General features: G+C 64.6%; 13 protein-coding genes. 10 read left to right on the top strand and 3 right to left on the bottom strand.

What is annotated here, in order from left to right; all coding sequences use genetic code 11:
* Entirely contained in the window at nucleotides 1–168 is a 168-nt protein-coding gene (locus F3J45_RS17050; RefSeq protein WP_205300563.1) for a hypothetical protein, read from the bottom strand.
* A 118-nt stretch (nucleotides 169–286) separates the two neighbouring features.
* Between F3J45_RS17050 and F3J45_RS17045 the strand changes: the two genes are divergently transcribed.
* The 4 genes from F3J45_RS17045 to tam all read left to right on the top strand — a co-directional run bounded on the left by F3J45_RS17045 (nucleotide 287) and on the right by tam (nucleotide 5,053).
* Nucleotides 287–823: an RNA polymerase sigma factor gene (locus F3J45_RS17045; RefSeq protein ID WP_167065017.1), complete on the top strand. Its 537-nt coding sequence runs from the start codon at nucleotides 287–289 to the stop codon at nucleotides 821–823.
* Nucleotides 820–1,662, top strand: coding sequence for a FecR family protein (locus F3J45_RS17040; RefSeq protein WP_205300562.1), 843 nt, complete (start codon nucleotides 820–822; stop codon nucleotides 1,660–1,662). Before F3J45_RS17045 ends, F3J45_RS17040 begins: the two co-directional genes overlap by 4 nt.
* A gap of 106 nt (nucleotides 1,663–1,768) precedes the next feature.
* On the top strand, nucleotides 1,769–4,189 hold the full coding sequence (locus F3J45_RS17035) for a TonB-dependent receptor (protein ID WP_167065014.1): 2,421 nt from the start codon (nucleotides 1,769–1,771) through the stop codon (nucleotides 4,187–4,189).
* An 87-nt stretch (nucleotides 4,190–4,276) separates the two neighbouring features.
* The gene (gene tam / locus F3J45_RS17030) at nucleotides 4,277–5,053 is read left to right on the top strand and encodes a trans-aconitate 2-methyltransferase (protein WP_167065011.1); all 777 of its coding nucleotides are present in this window, start codon (nucleotides 4,277–4,279) and stop codon (nucleotides 5,051–5,053) included.
* Nucleotides 5,054–5,145: 92 nt separating this feature from the next.
* On the opposite strand, the gene F3J45_RS17025 is transcribed toward tam, so the two are convergent.
* Entirely contained in the window at nucleotides 5,146–6,015 is an 870-nt protein-coding gene (locus tag F3J45_RS17025) for a LysR substrate-binding domain-containing protein (RefSeq protein ID WP_167065008.1), read from the bottom strand.
* A 244-nt stretch (nucleotides 6,016–6,259) separates the two neighbouring features.
* Between F3J45_RS17025 and F3J45_RS17020 the strand changes: the two genes are divergently transcribed.
* The 5 genes from F3J45_RS17020 (at nucleotide 6,260) to F3J45_RS17000 (ending at nucleotide 12,347) form a co-directional block, all read left to right on the top strand.
* The gene (locus F3J45_RS17020; protein WP_167065004.1) at nucleotides 6,260–7,576 is read left to right on the top strand and encodes an MFS transporter; all 1,317 of its coding nucleotides are present in this window, start codon (nucleotides 6,260–6,262) and stop codon (nucleotides 7,574–7,576) included.
* 14 nt (nucleotides 7,577–7,590) lie between these two features.
* Complete coding sequence (locus tag F3J45_RS17015) at nucleotides 7,591–8,982, top strand: FAD-dependent oxidoreductase (protein WP_167065001.1); 1,392 nt, start codon at nucleotides 7,591–7,593, stop codon at nucleotides 8,980–8,982.
* 95 nt (nucleotides 8,983–9,077) lie between these two features.
* Complete coding sequence (locus F3J45_RS17010; RefSeq protein ID WP_167064998.1) at nucleotides 9,078–9,788, top strand: YebC/PmpR family DNA-binding transcriptional regulator; 711 nt, start codon at nucleotides 9,078–9,080, stop codon at nucleotides 9,786–9,788.
* Nucleotides 9,789–9,910: 122 nt separating this feature from the next.
* On the top strand, nucleotides 9,911–10,855 hold the full coding sequence (locus F3J45_RS17005) for a LysR family transcriptional regulator (RefSeq protein WP_167064995.1): 945 nt from the start codon (nucleotides 9,911–9,913) through the stop codon (nucleotides 10,853–10,855).
* A gap of 79 nt (nucleotides 10,856–10,934) precedes the next feature.
* Nucleotides 10,935–12,347 (top strand): DOPA decarboxylase, encoded by a 1,413-nt coding sequence (locus F3J45_RS17000; RefSeq protein ID WP_167064992.1) that lies wholly within the window; start codon nucleotides 10,935–10,937, stop codon nucleotides 12,345–12,347.
* A 108-nt stretch (nucleotides 12,348–12,455) separates the two neighbouring features.
* Here the strand turns inward: F3J45_RS17000 and F3J45_RS16995 are convergent, their stop codons facing one another.
* Nucleotides 12,456–13,829, bottom strand: a complete 1,374-nt coding sequence (locus F3J45_RS16995; RefSeq protein WP_167064989.1) for an MFS transporter — start codon at nucleotides 13,827–13,829, stop codon at nucleotides 12,456–12,458.
* Between the two features lie 480 nt (nucleotides 13,830–14,309).
* Here F3J45_RS16995 and quiC point away from each other — a divergent pair, with 480 nt between their 5' ends.
* Nucleotides 14,310–16,217: a 3-dehydroshikimate dehydratase QuiC gene (quiC, locus tag F3J45_RS16990; protein WP_167064986.1), complete on the top strand. Its 1,908-nt coding sequence runs from the start codon at nucleotides 14,310–14,312 to the stop codon at nucleotides 16,215–16,217.
* Nucleotides 16,218–17,366: the final 1,149 nt, after the last annotated feature.

Below are 17,366 nucleotides of genomic sequence, written 5' to 3'. Positions count from 1 at the left end.
TTACTTGCTGTTGGAAGCGGCCGGCTCCCTTGGGGACCCGGCCGTTTCGCGTTGTTGGGCCTGGGATTGTTCCACGGGCATGTGAAAGCGCTGGTTCATCCAGGGCGAGCCGAGCAGGGCAGCGGCGGCGATCAGGGCCACGATGGCAATGGCCAGGGACAGTTTCATCGGTATGCGCATACAGGGGATGACCTGTAGCTTAGGCCAGTGGTTCAGTGGCGTATGGCCAAATGCCGACGGCTCACTTTACAATGCGAAGCATTATCAATTGACAGCCTGGAACGTCATGAGCAACCCACCGCACAACAAGGCCCTGCTTGACGCGCTGGCGTTGCACTACGACGACCTGGTCAGCTACATCCGCCTGCGCTTTCGCGACCGCCACTTCGCCCGCGACCTGGTCCACGACGTGTACCTGCAGATTCTCGACAAGCCACCGCGTGAGCGGGTGTCGCTGCCCCTGGCCTTTCTGCGCAAGGTGACCTTCAACCGCGCCATCGATCGGGTGCGTGCCGAATCGCTGCGCGCTGCCCATTTGGCCGCCGCCAGCAGCGACGAACCGGCCCTGGACAGCTGGGACGGCGCGCAGGCACTGGACTTCGAACAGCAGTTGCTGGCGTTGCTGGCGATAATCGAAGCGTTGCCGGCGCGCCAGCGCCAGGTGTTCCTGCTGCACCGCATTCACGGCATGGCCCAGCGTGAAATCGCCAGCGAACTCGAAATCTCCAGCAACATGGTGACCCAGCACTTCAACCGCGCCATGCGCGCCATTGTCAGCCGCTGGGAGCCGGCGCGCCGCCTGCGCGAGGAGGGCCGGGGATGAGCGCGCGCAAACCGGGCGAGCAGCCCCAGGCTGACCCACTGGCAGCGTTCAGCGACGCCCTGCGCGAGCGGGTAGCCTCGCGTGAGGCCCTGTTGGCCGAGGCCAAGGCCATGACCGCGCGCCAGCGCAAGGTACGCAAGGGCGCGGGCGCCACCGCGCTGGCGCTGTTGTTGGCAGGCGGGCTGTACGGGGTGGACCCGGCCTGGCATACCGAGCCGGTGCAGGTGGCGGTGGGCGGGCCTCAGGCCATCACCCTGGCCGATGGAAGCCGGGCGCTGCTCGACTCGGGCACCCTGTTGCACGTCGAGTGGCGCCTGCGCAGCCGCCAGATCGAGCTGGTGAACGGCCAGGCGCGATTCAACGTGGTGCACGGTGCCAAGCCATTCATCGTCCGCAGCCAAGGTGTAGCGGTGCGGGATATTGGCACGGTATTCGATGTGCGCAGTGACGTGCGCGGTGTGCAGGTCGGCGTGCTGGAAGGCGCGGTCGAGGTCGGCAACGGTCACGGCCCTGTGCAACCACTGCGCGCAGGCCAGCAGATGCTGGCCTCGGCCAGCGGCCTGGGCGCCGTGCAGTCGGTGCCACGCGAGGCGCTGGAAGCCTGGCCTGCCGCCCTGCTGCGCTTCGACGGCACACCGCTGCGTGAGGCCATCGTCGACCTGCAGCGCTACAGCGAACAGCCCTTGCACTTGGCAGACGCACGCACGGGCGAACTGCGCTTGTCGGGCGAGTTCGACAGCCGGCAGGTGCCGGCGCTGCTGGAGCGCTTGCCGGCAGTGCTGCCGGTGAACGTGGTGCGTGGCGCCGAGGGCGGGCTGACCATCGGGCGCAAGGATTGACCGCCCGCACGCGCCGCCGAAGATTATTTTCAAAGCGACATCAACTTTGCCAACGGGCCAACCGCCATCTCCATGAAGTCACTTGAATCGTTGAGATGGGGATCGTATGGGTAACTCGTTTTCACCGCTGGCCGTGCTGGTCAGCTGCCTGATGGCCAGCGTGGCGGCGCAGGCGCAGGAAGCCACATTCGCCGTGGACATTCCGGCGCAGCGCCTGGACCGCTCACTGAACGAACTGGCGCGCCAGACCGGCAGCCGCATCCTGTTCGCCACCGACACCGCCGAACGCCAGCAGGCCAGGGCGGTGCAAGGCCAGATGACGGTCGAGCAGGCGTTGCTGCACCTGCTGGCCGGCAGCGGGCTGAGCGCCCAGCGCGCGGGCGAGGGTTACCTGGTGGGCTCGGCCGCCAGCAGTGGGGCGCTGGAACTAGGGGCCACCAACGTCAATGGCCAGCTCGATGGCAACAGCACCGATGGCAGTGGCGCCTACACCCTGGGCGTTACCCGCAGCGGCACGGGCATGAACCTGTCACTGCGCGAAACGCCGCAATCGATCAGCGTGGTCACTCGCCAGCGCATGGACGACCAGGGCCTCAACGGTTTGACCGAGGTACTGCAGCAAACCCCGGGCCTGTCGGTGCAAAGCCTGGGCAGCGAGCGCTTCAATATCTACTCGCGGGGGTATTCGGTCGACAACTACCAGTTCGACGGCATTCCGACCACCCTCGATATCGTCAGCCAGGTGTCGGCGCAGAGCCTGGCCGACATGGCCGTGTATGACCATGTCGAGGTGTTGCGCGGGGCGAGCGGCTTGCTCACCGGTGCCGGCGACCCTTCGGCCACCATCAACCTGGTGCGCAAGAAGCCAACGGCGCAGTTCAAAGGGCATGTCAGTGCCGGGCTGGGCTCGTGGAACAAGTACCGCACTGAGGTCGACCTGTCTGGGCCATTGACGCCGACCGGCAATGTGCGCGGGCGCATGGTGGCTGCCTACCAGCAAAGCGACAGCTTCGTCGATCACTATCACCAGGAAAAGCAGGTGTTCTACGGCATCCTGGAAGCAGACCTGAGTGAAACCACCTTGCTCACCGTGGGCGCCGATTACCAGAAGAACGAGCCCCAGGGTTCGTCGTCGGTGGCCTTTCCGCTGTTCTACAGCAACGGCGAGCAAACCGACTTCTCGCGCTCGACCAACAGCGCTGCACGCTGGAGCAGCAACCCCCAGGATGTGCTCAATACCTTCGCCAGCGTCGAGCAACAATTGGGCAATGACTGGAGCTTGCGGGTAGCGTTCAACCAGCTCTACATCAACCGCGAGGACTACCGGCTGGCCACCGCCAGTTGGGGCTTCCCCGACCCGCAGACCGGCGCGGGCGTGCGCTTGTACGGCGGGGCTGGCAGCACCTGGCAGAAGCAGCTGGGCGTGGATGCCCAGCTCAAGGGGCCGTTCCAGGCGTTTGGCCGCGAGCATGAACTGGTGCTGGGCTATAACTTCTCCCGCTACCAGAACCACCATGACCCGCTGCGCGGCACCTCGATCGAAGGCAACCGCGTCAACTTCTACACCTGGGACAACTACACCAGCGAACCCAATACCGGGGGCGGCAAGCTGTACGACGGCGATACCAGCATTTACCAGAGCGGCGCCTACCTGGCGACGCGCCTGCGGCCCACCGACAACCTGTCGCTGATCCTCGGCACTCGGGTCAGTAACTATCGCTATCGGTACGACCTGGAATACGTGGTCAACCCGGCCCTGAACAAGGTCACTGCCAACCGCGACAGTGGCGTCATCACCCCCTACGCCGGCATCGTCTACGACCTGGATGACGTGCATTCGCTGTACGCCAGCTATACCAGCATCTTCAAGCCACAGACGGTCCGCGACGCCAGCGGCAGCACCCTCGACCCACGCGAAGGCGACAACTACGAGGTTGGCCTGAAAAGCGAATACTTTGGCGGGCGCCTGAACACCAGCATTGCCGCCTTTGAAATCAAGCAGGACAACCTTGCCGAAGTCGACCCCGGCAAGGTCGTGCCCGGCACCACCACCTCTGCCTACCGTGCCATTTCCGGTGCCACCACCCGCGGCTTCGAGGTCGAAGCCTCGGGCGAGCTGCAACCGGGCTGGAACCTCAGCGCCAGTTACAACCACAGCATCACCAAGGACGCCGACGGCGAGCGGGTCAACAGCGTGTTTCCAGCCAACATGGTCAAGCTGTGGACCACGTACCGCCTGCCAGGGGCGCTGGAGCCGCTGACCGTAGGCGGTGGCATGAACTGGCAGAGCGGGATTCACTTCACCGCAACCCCCGCGGACCTGGGCAAGACGGTCAAGGCCACCCAGGGCCAGTTCGCGGTGTTCAACCTGATGGCGCGCTACCAGTTCAACGAGCAGCTGTCGACCACGCTCAACGTCAACAACCTGTTCGACAAGAAGTACCTGAGCGCGTTGGATACCACGTTCTACAGCGGATACTACGGCGACCCGCGCAATGTCATGGTGACCACCCGCTGGGACTTCTAAGGGCAGGGCAGGAATTCTTCGCGGCATGCCCGCGAAGAGGCCCAAGTGGCTTATGCTCAAGCCATCGTCCGTCAACAGGAGCCGCCCATGGCCTGGTCCGCCACCCAGTATTCGCTGTTTGAAGATGAACGCACCCGCGCCGTGCGCGACCTGCTCGCCGCCGTGCCGCCACGCCCGGTGCGCCACGCCACCGACCTGGGCTGTGGCCCGGGCAATTCCACCGAAGTGCTGCTGCAGCGCTGCCCGGACGCCCAGGTAACGGCGCTGGACAGCGACAAGGACATGATCGACAAGGCCCGTGATCGCAAGCGCCTGCACATTCCGCGGGTGCGCTGCGAGATCGCCGACATCAGCGACTGGTCGGCCCCCGAGCCGCAAGACCTGATCCTGGCCAACGCCTCGCTGCAGTGGGTGCCTGACCACGGCTCGCTGTACCCGCACCTGGTGCGCCAGCTCAGCGAGGGCGGCAGCCTGGCGGTGCAGACTCCGGACAACCTGGACGAGCCAGCCCACCGGCAGTTGCGCGACATTGCCAGCCGTGGGCCCTGGGCGGAAAAATTCGCTGGGTTCCAGTTGCCGCCGCGGCATAACGCGGCGTTCTACTACGACCTGCTCAGCCCACTGTGCGCGCGGGTGGATGTGTGGCGCACCACCTACCACCACCCGCTGGCCGGTGGCGCAGAGGCGGTGGTGGAGTGGTTCAAGGGGTCGGCGTTGCGGCCTTACCTGGCCCAGTTGGATGCCGAGGATCAGCAAAGCTTCCTGCAGATGTACCTGCAGGCCATGCAGCAGGATTACCCGGCGGCTACCGATGGCAAGGTGTTGCTGCCGTTTCCGCGGTTGTTCGTGATTGCTACGCGTTGAGTCGTTTGCCTGTGCGGGCCCATTCGCGGGGCAAGCCCGCTCCTACAAGGGCGCGCTAGCGGGCTTGCCCCGCGAATGGGCCCGCACAGGCGCTACAACGTTTCCTGCACCATCTGCAAAAAGGTCGCCACCACCCGCCGCGAACGCTGCTCGCTCAGGCACACCAGGGTTTCGGTCAGGTGCCGCTGGCAGTCGATGATGGGCAACGCGCACACCCGCGCATCGGCGCCGAACTCGGCGGCCGACACCACCCCCACGCCAATCCCCACCACCACCGCTTCCCGCGCCGCCTCCCGGCCTTCCACCTGAATCGCCGGGCGAATCCGCAGCCCGGCCCGCTGCATCTCTTCCTCCAGCGTCTGGCGCGTCACCGACCCCGGCTCGCGCAGCACCAGCGGCGTGTCGTCCAGGTCGGCCAGGCTGATTGCGCCACGGCTGGCCCACGGGTGGTTGTGCGAGACAAACGCCACCATCGGGTCGCGGCGCAGTGGCACGCAGTGCAGCCGCTCGTCATCCACATCCCGCCCCAGCAGCGCCAGGTCGGCCTGGTAGCTGAACAGCCGGGCCAGTGATTCGTCGGTGTTGCCGGTTTCAACCTTCACCTGGATGCCCGGGTAGCGCTGGCAGAAGCGGGCAATCTGCGGCAGCACGTGCACCGGGGCATCCACCGCCAGCACCAGGCTGCCGGTGTGCAGGGCGCTGGAATCCTGCAGCAGGTCGTGGGCCTCGGCCTCACAGGCGAACAGGCGCTGGCTGATGCCCAGCAGGCGTTCGCCCAAGTCGGTCAGTTGCACCGAACGCTTGTTGCGGTGAAACAGCAGCACGCCGAAGCGCTCTTCCAGCTTGCGCACCTGGTCGGACACCGCAGGCTGGGTAAGAAACAGCTTTTGCGCAGCACGGGTGAAGCTGCCGTGCACGGCCACCGCGTGGAAGGCCTTGAGTTGAGCGTGGGACACCGACATGACCACTCCGATAACAAGCTGAGCTTATGTGTGAAATACGATAAATCGATTTTATTTATCAGTCAGCAACTGTTTCCATACCTTTCAACCCACGGCCGCCGCCACAAGCAGCGGCCGGGCCATGGCCCGCACACCGGCGCCATCTGACCAGATGACGAGCCCCGTCATGCAGTGCGCAACACAACAACAAGACAGGCGTTTTTTCACAATCTGCCGGCACACTTGAGCAAGAGGTCAGAGTCACATGAACCAATCCCTAGCCGCGTTCAAACGCTGGCGCATCCAGATTTTCGCGATTACCTGGCTGGCCTACGCCGCCTTCTACTTCACCCGCAAGGCCTTCTCGGTGGCCAAGCTCGGCATCGCCGAAGACCCCACCTTCATGCTCGACAAAGCCGCCATGGCCAACCTCGACGGCATCTACCTGGCCGCCTATGCCGTGGGCCAGTTCACCTGGGGCATGCTCGCCGACCGCTTCGGCCCGCGTGTGGTGGTGCTGGGCGGGCTGTTGATTTCCGCTGTTGCCGCCGTGGTGATGGGCAGCTACGCCACCTTCCCGATCTTCGCCACCTGCATGCTGATCCAGGGCCTGGCGCAATCCACCGGCTGGGCTGGGTTGTGCAAGAACATCGGCAGCTTCTTCCCCGCCTCCCAGCGCGGGCGGGTGCTGGGGCTGTGGAGTTCGTGCTACGCCTTTGGCGGCTTGGTCGCCTCGCCGTTCGCCGGCTGGTGGGCCTATACCCTGGTTGGCACCTGGCATGCGGCGTTCTTCTCCAGTGCCGCGGTGGTGGCCGCGGTGGCCGTGCTGTTCTTCCTCCTGCAGCGCAACAAGCCCGAGGATGTCGGCCTGCCGGCAGTGGAGCCGGAGCCCCAGAGCATGGCCCCGGCCGGCAACCTGTGCAGCGTGTGGGCGCCGCTGCGCGAGATCCTGCGCAACCGCACGGTGCTCACCCTGGGCCTGGCGTACTTCCTGCTCAAGCCTGCGCGCTACGCCATCCTGCTGTGGGGCCCGGTGATTGTGTTCGAGCAGATGCCGTCGGTGGGCAAGGTGGGCGCGGCCATCATCCCCACCGCGTTCGAGCTGGCCGGCCTGCTTGGCCCGATCATCATCGGCCTGGCCTCGGACAAGCTGTTCGGCGCCCGGCGCATGCCGGCCTGTGTGATCAGCCTGGTGCTGCTGACCGTGACCCTGGCGGCGTTCATGGCGGCGATGCACAGCGGCAGCATCGTGCTGGTGGTGGCCCTGTTGTTCGTCATGGGCCTGACCCTGTACGGGCCAGACTCGATGATCAGCGGCGCGGCGGCGATCGACTTCGGCACGGCCAAGGCCGGCGCCACGGCAGCCGGCTTCGTCAACGGCTGCGGCTCGGTGGGGGCGGTGCTCGGCGGCCTGCTGCCGGGGTACTTCGACAGCGTCACGGTGTTCCTGGTGTTCGCCGGTTGCGCGCTGTTCTCGGCCCTGGTGCTGCTGCCGCACTGGAACAGCCGCCCGGCGCACGCGCCCCAGGCCAATGACGTGGCCCCCAACACCAGCATGGCGATCAAGCCACTGCGTACCTGAAGGAAAGCAAGCGAATGAGACCCTTTTGGCTGCAACAGGCCCTGGATTCGGAGCAGGACGCACTGTGCCCGCCACTGCAAGGCGATGCCCGCTGCGACGTGTGCATCGTCGGCGGTGGCTACACCGGGCTGTGGACGGCGCTGATGCTCAAGGAGGCGGTGCCGGCGCTGGACGTGCTGCTGATCGAGGCCGATATCTGCGGTGCCGGTGCCAGTGGCCGCAATGGCGGCTGTGCGTTGTCCTGGTCGGCCAAGTATTTCACCCTCGAACGCCTGTTCGGGGTGGCCGAAGCGGTGCGCCTGGTGCGTGAGTCCGAGCGCAGCATCGGTGCCATCGGGGCGTTCTGCGCGGCCAATGGCATCGACTGCGACTACCGCCTGGACGGCACCCTGTACACCGCCACCAACCAGGCCCAGGTGGGCAGCACCGATGCGGTGATTGCCGCGTTGCAGCAAAAGGGCATCAATTCGTTCGAGCGCCTGCCGCTGGGCCAGGTGCAGCGCCTGGCAGGTTCGGCGCGCCACCTGGAAGGCTGGTTCTCGCCGGCCGCCGCTACCGTGCAACCGGGCAAGCTGGTGCGCGGCCTGCGCCGGGTAGCCTTGCAGCGCGGGGTGCGCATCCATGAAGGCACGGCCATGACCGGCCTTGAACACGGCGCGCCGGTGCAGGTGCGCACCCCCCATGGCAGCGTGCGTGCCGACCGGGTGGTGCTGGGCCTCAACGCCTGGATGGCCCGGGCATTCCCACAGTTCGAGCGCAGTGTGGCGATTGTCTCCAGCGACATGGTCATCACCGAGCCGTGCCCGGCGTTACTGCGCGAGATCGGCCTGGATACCGGGGTCAGCGTGCTCGATTCACGAATTTTCGTGCACTACTACCACAACACCTCCGACGGCCGGCTGATGCTGGGCAAGGGCGGTAATACCTTCGCCTACGGCGGGCGCATGTTGCCGGTGTTCGACCAGCCGTCGCCGTACCGGCCGCTGTTGCGCGAAAGCCTGGGCGAGTTCTTCCCGGCCTTGGCCCAGGTGCCGCTGGCGGCCAGCTGGAACGGCCCGTCGGACCGGTCGGTGACCGGGCTGCCGTTTTTCGGCAAGCTGGACGGGCAGGGCAACGTATTCTATGGCTTCGGCTACTCTGGCAGCGGGGTAGGGCCCTGCCACATGGGCGGGCAGATTCTCTCGTCGCTGGCGCTGGGCATGGACAACCCCTGGACCCGCTCACCCCTGGTCAAGGGGCCGTTGGGGCTGTTCCCGCCAGAACCCATTCGCTACCTGGGCTCGCTGATGGTGCGCAATGCCATCCGCCGCAAGGAGCGCGCCGAGGACCGCGGTGTGCGGCCGCGCCGGCTGGATGTGGGCTTGGCGCGTTTTGCCGCTGCCGCCGGCAAGGCCGACAAAGCGTGAGATTACTTGTCGATCCGCTGCCCGAGGGCGTATAAACTGCTCCCACTTTTGGCCGGTCGCTTCCTGAACTGGCCGCTGAAACAAAGAGAGTCGACATGGGCGCACAGTGGAAAGCCAAACATAGAGAAACAGCTGCCAATGCCAAGGGCAAGATCATGGGCAAGCTGTCCAAGGAAATCCAGATCGCAGCCCGCTCGGGCGCCGACCCGGAGATGAACCCGCGCCTGCGCCTGGCCATCGTCCAGGCCAAGAAGGCCTCGATGACCCGCGAGACGCTGGAGCGCGCCATCCGCAAGGGTGCCGGCCTCGACGGCGACGCCGTGCAGTACTCGGCGGTGAGCTACGAGGGCTTTGCCCCGCACCAGGTGCCGCTGATCGTCGAGTGCCTGACCGACAACGTCAACCGTACCGTGGCGCAGATCCGCGTGCTGTTCCGCAAGGGCCAGCTCGGTGCCAGCGGCTCGGTGGCCTGGGACTTCAACCACGTTGGCATGATCGAAGCCACCGCCGAAGGCGATGCCGACCCGGAAATGGCCGCCATCGAAGCCGGTGCCCAGGACTTCGAAGAGGGTGAAGAAGAGGGTTCGACCCTGTTCATCACCGACACCACCGACCTGGACGCGGTACAGAAGGCGCTGCCGGAGCATGGCTTCAGCGTGACTTCGGCGAAGATCGGCTATACCCCGAAGAACCCGGTGAGTGCGGCCAGCCTCAGTGCTGAAGCGCTGGCTGAGGTGGAAGCGTTCCTGGAAGCGATTGACGAGAACGATGACGTGCAGAACGTCTACGTTGGGCTGACCGCTTAATCGTTGGGGCCGCTTTGCGGCCCATCGCGACCTGGCGGTCGCTCCTACCCGTCTCGTAGGAGCGACCGCCAGGTCGCGAAGCGAGGGTGAAACCCTCGCCAGCACCCCAGGGCCGAACACCGATGAACCCCACCTTCGCCTCCCTCAGCCTCGCCCACCTGCGCACCCTCGACTGCCTCCTGCAGCTCAAGAACCTCAGCCATGCCGCCGACCGCCTGGGCGTCAGCCAGTCGGCCCTGAGCCGCCAGCTGGCCCACCTGCGCCAAGCCTTCGACGACCCGTTGCTGGTGCGCCAGGGCCGGGGCTACGTGCTCAGCGAGCATGCCGAAGCCTTGGTCGAACCCCTGCGCCAGGTGCTCGAAGAACTCCAGGCCCTGCGCCAACCCGCCACCTTCGACCCGGCCCGCTGCGAGCGCCGCTTCTGCCTGGCCGCTTCCGACTACGTGGCCGAGCACATGCTGCCGTTGCTGGTGGCGGCCCTGGAACAGGAAGCGCCCGGCGTGTGCATCGACTACCGCACCTGGCAGGCCGGGCAGTATGCCTTGCTGGCCAGTGGCGAGATCGACCTGGCGACCACCCTGTTCGATGAGTCGCCGCCCAACCTGCATGGCCGCCTGCTGGGTGAAGACCGGGCGGTGTGCCTGATGCGCCAGGACCACCAGCTGGCTGCCCTGGCGGTGCTGGGGCAGGACGATTACCTGTCCTGCAAGCATGTGCGCATTTCTGGCGGTGGCGACAAGGACAGTTTCATCGACCGCCACCTGCGCGCCCAAGGCTTGCAGCGGCGGGTCAGCCTGGAGGTGCCGTTCTTCTCGGCCACCGTGCAGGTGATCGGCAACAGCCAGGCTTTGGCCACCGTGCCTGAGCATATCGCCCGGCAATTGTGCCGGCTGCATGGCCTGGCGTGGCGGCCCCTGGGGTTTGTGGCGCATACCCAGCGCTATTGGGTGGTGTGGCACCAGCGCCTGCAGGCCTCGGCCGAACACCGCTGGTTGCGCAACCGGGTGTTCGAGCTGTGGCGCCAGTCGCAGTTCGGGGTGCAGGGCGGGGTTGCGGGTTTGCCATAGGAGGTATGCACGAAGCGGGGTTATTCGCCTGCCGCCAGGCGCCTAGACTGGCAACAACCCACCCCCAGGAGCCCCGCACGTGACCCCAGAACAATTCCGCCAGTACGGCCACCAGCTGATCGACCTGATCGCCGACTATCGCCAGTCCGTGGGCGAGCGCCCGGTCATGGCCCAGGTCGAGCCCGGTTACCTCAAGGCGCAACTGCCAAAAGGCGCGCCGCAGCAGGGCGAACCCTTCGACGCCATCCTCGCCGACGTCAACCAGTTGCTGATGCCGGGCCTGTCGCACTGGCAGCACCCGGACTTCTACGGCTACTTCCCCTCCAATGGTACCCTGTCATCGGTGCTTGGCGATTTCCTCAGCACAGGCCTCGGCGTGCTCGGCCTGTCGTGGCAGTCCAGCCCGGCACTGAGCGAGCTGGAGGAAACCACCCTCGACTGGCTGCGCCAGTTGCTCGGCCTGTCGGGCCAGTGGAGCGGGGTGATCCAGGACACCGCGTCCACCAGTACCCTGGTGGCCTTGATCAGCGCCCGTGAGCGCGCCACCGACTACGCGCTGGTACGCGGCGGCCTGCAAGCCGAAAGCAAGCCGCTGATCGTCTACGTCAGCGCCCACGCCCACAGCTCCGTCGACAAAGCTGCGCTGCTGGCCGGGTTCGGCCGTGCCAACATCCGCCTGATCGCCACCGATGCGCAGTTCGCCATGTGCCCGCAAGCGCTGCAGGCCGCTATCGAGCAGGACCTGGCCGCCGGCAACCAGCCGTGCGCGGTGGTCGCCACCACCGGCACCACCACCACTACGGCCCTCGACCCGCTGCGCCCGATTGGCGAAATTGCCCAGGCCAACGGCCTGTGGCTGCACGTGGACTCGGCCATGGCCGGCTCGGCGATGATTCTGCCGGAATGCCGCTGGATGTGGGACGGTATCGAGCTGGCCGACTCGGTGGTGGTCAACGCCCACAAATGGTTGGGCGTGGCCTTCGACTGTTCGATCTACTACGTGCGCGACCCGCAGCACCTGATTCGGGTGATGAGCACCAACCCCAGCTACCTGCAATCGGCGGTGGACGGGGAGGTGAAGAACCTGCGTGACTGGGGTATCCCGCTGGGGCGCAGGTTCCGGGCGTTGAAGCTGTGGTTCATGTTGCGCAGTGAAGGGGTGGAGGCTTTGCAGCAGCGCTTGCGCCGGGACCTGGACAATGCCCGTTGGCTGGCGCAGCAGGTTGAGGCGACGGTGGGCTGGGAAGTGCTGGCGCCGGTGCAGTTGCAGACCTTGTGCATTCGCCATCGGCCGGCGGGGTTGCAAGGGGAGGCGCTGGATGCCCATACCCGGGCGTGGGCCGAGCGGTTGAATGCATCCGGGGTGGCGTATGTGACGCCGGCGACGCTGCAGGGGCAATGGATGGTGCGGGTGTCGGTGGGGGCGTTGCCGACCGAGCGGGAGCATGTGCAGAAGCTTTGGGTCAATCTGCAGCGAGTGGTTGCTGGCTGACATCGCTGGGGCTGCGTTGCAGCCCATCGCGACCTGCGGGGGAATGCGCGCCCTGGTAGGAGCGACCGCAGGTCGCGATAGGGCCGCAAAGCGGCCCCATACGAACTATCAGTGGCTCACCGCCTGAAAGCTGCCTTTACGGCTGGCTTCGAACGCGGCCTTCTCCATCGGCTTGGCCTCCGGATTGCCCAGGTCTTCCATCGCCAAGCGGTGGGTTTCCGGTGCAATGTAAGCTGCCAGGGCACACACGCAGGTAATGAAGAACGCCAGCCCACCCACCACCAGCGGAATGTTTTCCGAACCCGGTGGCGCCACCAGGGCGAACAGCGCTGGCAGCATTGCGGTCAGCATGGTGCCGATGTTCTGGGCAATGGCCATGGCCGAAACGCGGTAGCGGGTGTGGAACAGCTCTGGGTAGAAGCTTGGGAATACCGCGTTGTAGCCCTGGTACACCATGCCCCACATCACGATCGAGGCGGCGAAGGCCAGCGGCACGTTCTGGATGCTGATCGCATACAAGTAGACGAAGGCCAGCAGGCCCGAGCCCAGGCAGCCGGCGATCATGGTCGGGCGACGGCCGATCTTGTCCGACAGGTTGCCCACGAACGGAATCACCAGCACCGCGACGATGTTGCCCACCACCGGAATCCACAGGTACACGCTCTTGTCGAAGCCGATGCCATAGGCCGGCTGTACCGCGTAGGCCGCGCCGAAGATGGTGGCAACCACCGGAATCACGTTCATCAGGGCCATGAACATCACCAGCACCATGTGCTTCCAGCTGTGGCGGAAAGCTTCGCTGATCGGCGACTTGGCCACCTTGTCCTGTTTTTCCTCCTTCACGAAGGCCGGGGTTTCATGCACTTCCTTGCGGATGATGAAGCCTGCGATCAGCACCACGGCGCTCATCAGGAACGGAATGCGCCAGCCCCAGTCGTTGAAGGCTTCACTGGGCATGAAGTAGGCCAGCGGCAGGAACACCGCCGCCGCCAGCACCTGGCCGGCCTGCACGCCCTGCAGGGTGAAGCTGGCGTAGTAGCCACGCCGCCCGAACGGGGCATGCTCCATGATCATGGAACTGGCACCGGAAATTTCACCGGCCACGGCAAAGCCCTGGACCAGGCGCAGCACCACCAGCAAGGCCGGGGCCAGCAGGCCGATGTCGTGGTAGGTAGGCAGCAGGCCGACGGCCATGGTCGACAGGCCCATCAGGAACATGCACAGCAGCAACACGTTCTTGCGCCCACGGGTATCGCCCCAGTGGCCAAGCACGAAGGCGCCGACCGGGCGTGCCAGGTAGCCCACGCCATAGGTGGCCAGCGAGGCGATGATGGCCATTTTTGGGTCGGTGTTGGGGAAGAAGATCTGCGGGAAAATCAGTGCCGCAGCCTGGGCATAGATGAAGAAATCGTAGTATTCGAGTGCCGAGCCAATCCAACCGCTGGCGGTCGCTTTCTTGGCTTGGGAGCTTGAGTGAGCCATCGTTGTCTCCGTTGTTCTTGTAGGTCGCCGCACGGCTGGCCTCGCCTGTGGAGGCGGGCAGTGGGGTGCGATCGCTTGTCGGGAGTAAGGCGTGCGTTATAGCGCGGGCGATCGCAGGCGGTGTCTGCAATGGATGGACGAACGAGCAGGTGCGGATCGCAAGGCGATGGAGGTGTGCATAGGTCGGTACCCGAATTTATTGAACTTATTATGTTGTGACGTTGGGCGAGTCTGCGCAGGTTCCGCCGAACGCCATCAGGGCAGAAAGGGGCGGTCGGTGTGCCTGCGTCTGGGTTCATGTTTGCCTAGGGATGACGCTGAATCAATTCGTCGAAATCGGTTTTGTGCGGTAATCGAACGCAAAACTAACCATTCCGTACAAACAGATTGCCGGGTCGACTTTACCCGCGAATAATCGACTGTGCCAGAAACCCATTGCGGTTTCGGCCCGTCGTCCGTCCAATAACAAGGAACTTCCCCATGCAGCGTTCGATAGCCACCGTGTCCTTGAGCGGCACCCTGCCGGAAAAGCTCGAAGCCATCGCCGCCGCCGGTTTCGACGGCGTCGAGATCTTCGAGAACGACTTGCTGTACTACGCCGGTAGCCCCCGCGAAGTACGGCAGATGTGCGCCGACCTGGGCATTGCCATCACCCTGTTCCAGCCGTTCCGTGATTTCGAAGGCTGCCGCCGTGACCGCCTGCAGAAAAACCTCGACCGTGCCGAGCGCAAGTTCGACCTGATGCAAGAGCTGGGCACCGACCTGGTGCTGGTGTGCAGCAACGTCCAGGCCGATGCCCTGGGCGAAGAACAATTGTTGGTCGATGACCTGCGCCTGCTCGCCGAGCACGCCGGCAAGCGTGGCTTGCGCATCGGCTACGAAGCCCTGGCCTGGGGCCGTCACGTCAATACCTACCAGCAAGTGTGGAACCTGGTGCGCCAGGCCGACCATGCGGCCCTCGGTGTGATCCTCGACAGCTTCCACACCTTGTCGCTCAAGGGCGACCCGGCCGCGATCCGCGATATTCCCGGTGACAAGATCTTCTTCGTGCAGATGGCCGATGCGCCGATCCTGAACATGGACGTGCTGGAGTGGAGCCGCCACTTCCGCAACTTCCCGGGCCAGGGCGAAATGGACCTGGCCGGTTTCCTCGCGCCGATCCTCGCCACCGGCTACCGCGGCCCGCTGTCGCTGGAAATCTTCAACGATGGCTTCCGCGCAGCACCGCCACGGCAGAACGCCGCCGATGGCCTGCGCTCGCTGCTGTATCTTGAAGAACAAACTCGCCTGCGCCTGGCAGAAGAGGGCACCACCGTGGAGCCGGGCGTGCTGTTCACCCCACCGGCCGCCAGTGCCTACGACGGCGTTGAGTTCCTGGAGTTTGCCGTCGACGAGGCGGTTGGCGCCCGGCTGGGTAGCTGGCTCACGCGCCTGGGTTTTGCCGAAGCCGGCAAGCACCGCAGCAAGGATGTGCGTCTGCTGCGCCAGAACGACATCAATATCGTGCTGAACGCCGAGCCCTATTCCTTCGGCCACAACTTCTTCGAGGCCCATGGCCCTTCGCTGTGCGCCACCGCCCTGCGGGTGAAGGACGAGCACGCCGCGTTGCAGCGCGCCACTGATTTTCGTGGCCAGCCGTTCCGCGGCCTGGTTGGCCCCAACGAGTGTGAAGTGCCTGCCGTACGCGCACCGGATGGCAGCCTGATCTACCTGGTGGAGCAGGGCAAGGAGGGGCAATCGCTGTATGACACCGATTTCCGCCTGAACCCGGCTGCTGCGGCCAGTGGTGGCCTCAAGCGTATCGACCACATGGCCCTGGCGCTGCCGGCTGAGTCGCTGGACAGCTGGGTGCTGTTCTACAAGAGCCTGTTCGACTTCGCCGCCGATGACGAGGTGGTGCTGCCCGACCCCTATGGCCTGGTGAAAAGCCGGGCGCTGCGCAGCCAGTGCGGCAGCCTGCGCTTGCCGCTCAACATCTCCGAGAACCGCAACACCGCCATTGCCCATGCCCTGTCGAGCTACCGTGGTTCGGGCGTGCACCACATCGCCTTCGATTGCGAGGACATTTTCAGCGAGGTGGCGCGGGCCAAGGAATCGGGCGTGCCGTTGCTGGAAATTCCGTTGAACTACTACGACGATTTGGCGGCGCGGTTCGACTTCAACGACGAGTTTCTCAGTGAGTTGGCGTACTACAACGTGCTGTACGACCGTGATGCCCAAGGCGGTGAGCTGTTCCACGTGTACACCGAGCCGTTCGAGGAGCGTTTCTTCTTCGAGATCATCCAGCGCAAGGGTGGGTATGCCGGGTATGGCGCGGCGAACGTTGCCGTGCGCCTGGCGGCCATGGCCAAGCGGCGCAGTGGAGCACCGCGCAAGCCGGTGCTGTGAGGGTTGTAGGCGCATGCCTGCAGGGGTGTGGCGCATGCCTGTGGTTGTAGGCGCATGCCTGTAGGGTTGTGGCGCCTGTGAGATCGAGCGCCGCCCGCGCGGCGCTTCGCGAGCTGCGCTCGCTCCTACGTTTGTTTCGGGCCAGTTATGCCTGTGACAGGTGCGCGCGACCGCCTGGTTTGTACGGCGCGATATCGTGCCATGCGCCAAGGCGTTCGCGCGCAAATCCCCCAGGCCCCATTGGCCCGAAACAAACGTAGGAGCGAGCGCAGCTCGCGAAGCGCCGCGCGGGCGGCGCTCGATCTCGACCGCAACCCAAATCTCAAACCATGCCCCCCAGGCCCACCAAATAACCGCGACAACCCGCCTGGTGAAAAGTTTCAGTCACACTTAATTTCTTCTGATCTTCCCGATATTCGGTCACCGCAAAAGTGCAATTCTTTTGCCATCATCACAGAATGTCCGAGTGAGTACATTCCCGTGGTATGCCATATTCCCACCCCTCCCGCCTTCACACACTTCTTCACAATTGCTGGCAGCCTAATATCAAAATCTGTGAACCTCATCACTAATAACGATTTGGAATTACTGTAATAGCAACCCTGCATTCACAGAACTGAAGCAATCCATTTGCGTTCCTCTGTCCTGTATTGTCTGACAATCGAATGCCTGACATTGCCGCCACCTCTCCTCCAGGTGGTCGGACGACCCCGCCCAGGCCCGCCGGGCCGCAGCCATTGCTCCGCGCTGGGCAAGGCCATTCCATCCGCGTATCTAAGTGCTGCCTTGCCTTGGTATTACATGACTGCGCAAGATCACTCTCTCGCGGTCATTTTTATGAGTGAATGCGTTATGCGTTGCTTCAAGTTATACGCGGGGAAGATGGGCGTCACCTACCGCGATGCGCTAAAGGCGATTCATTAAGCCGAATAATTACCGTGTTGCGCGTGCCCGTAAAGATGCGAATGAATGAGTTGAAAATTAAGTTCAATAGGGTGGGTGATTTAAATGTGCTGTTGTATCGCAGTGTGTAAGTTTGCTTGTGCCTGCCGACCTATTAAACACAAATACTCATATGAATTAACCACCACGCCGGACGCGCCTCCCAATCACCCGTATGTTTCAGATTTTTGACGGCAGCGAACTGCT

Source organism: Pantoea sp. Ap-967, assembly GCF_011752565.1.
Taxonomy (GTDB): Bacteria; Pseudomonadota; Gammaproteobacteria; order Pseudomonadales; family Pseudomonadaceae; genus Aquipseudomonas.
This window is presented reverse-complemented; position numbering and strand designations above follow the sequence as displayed.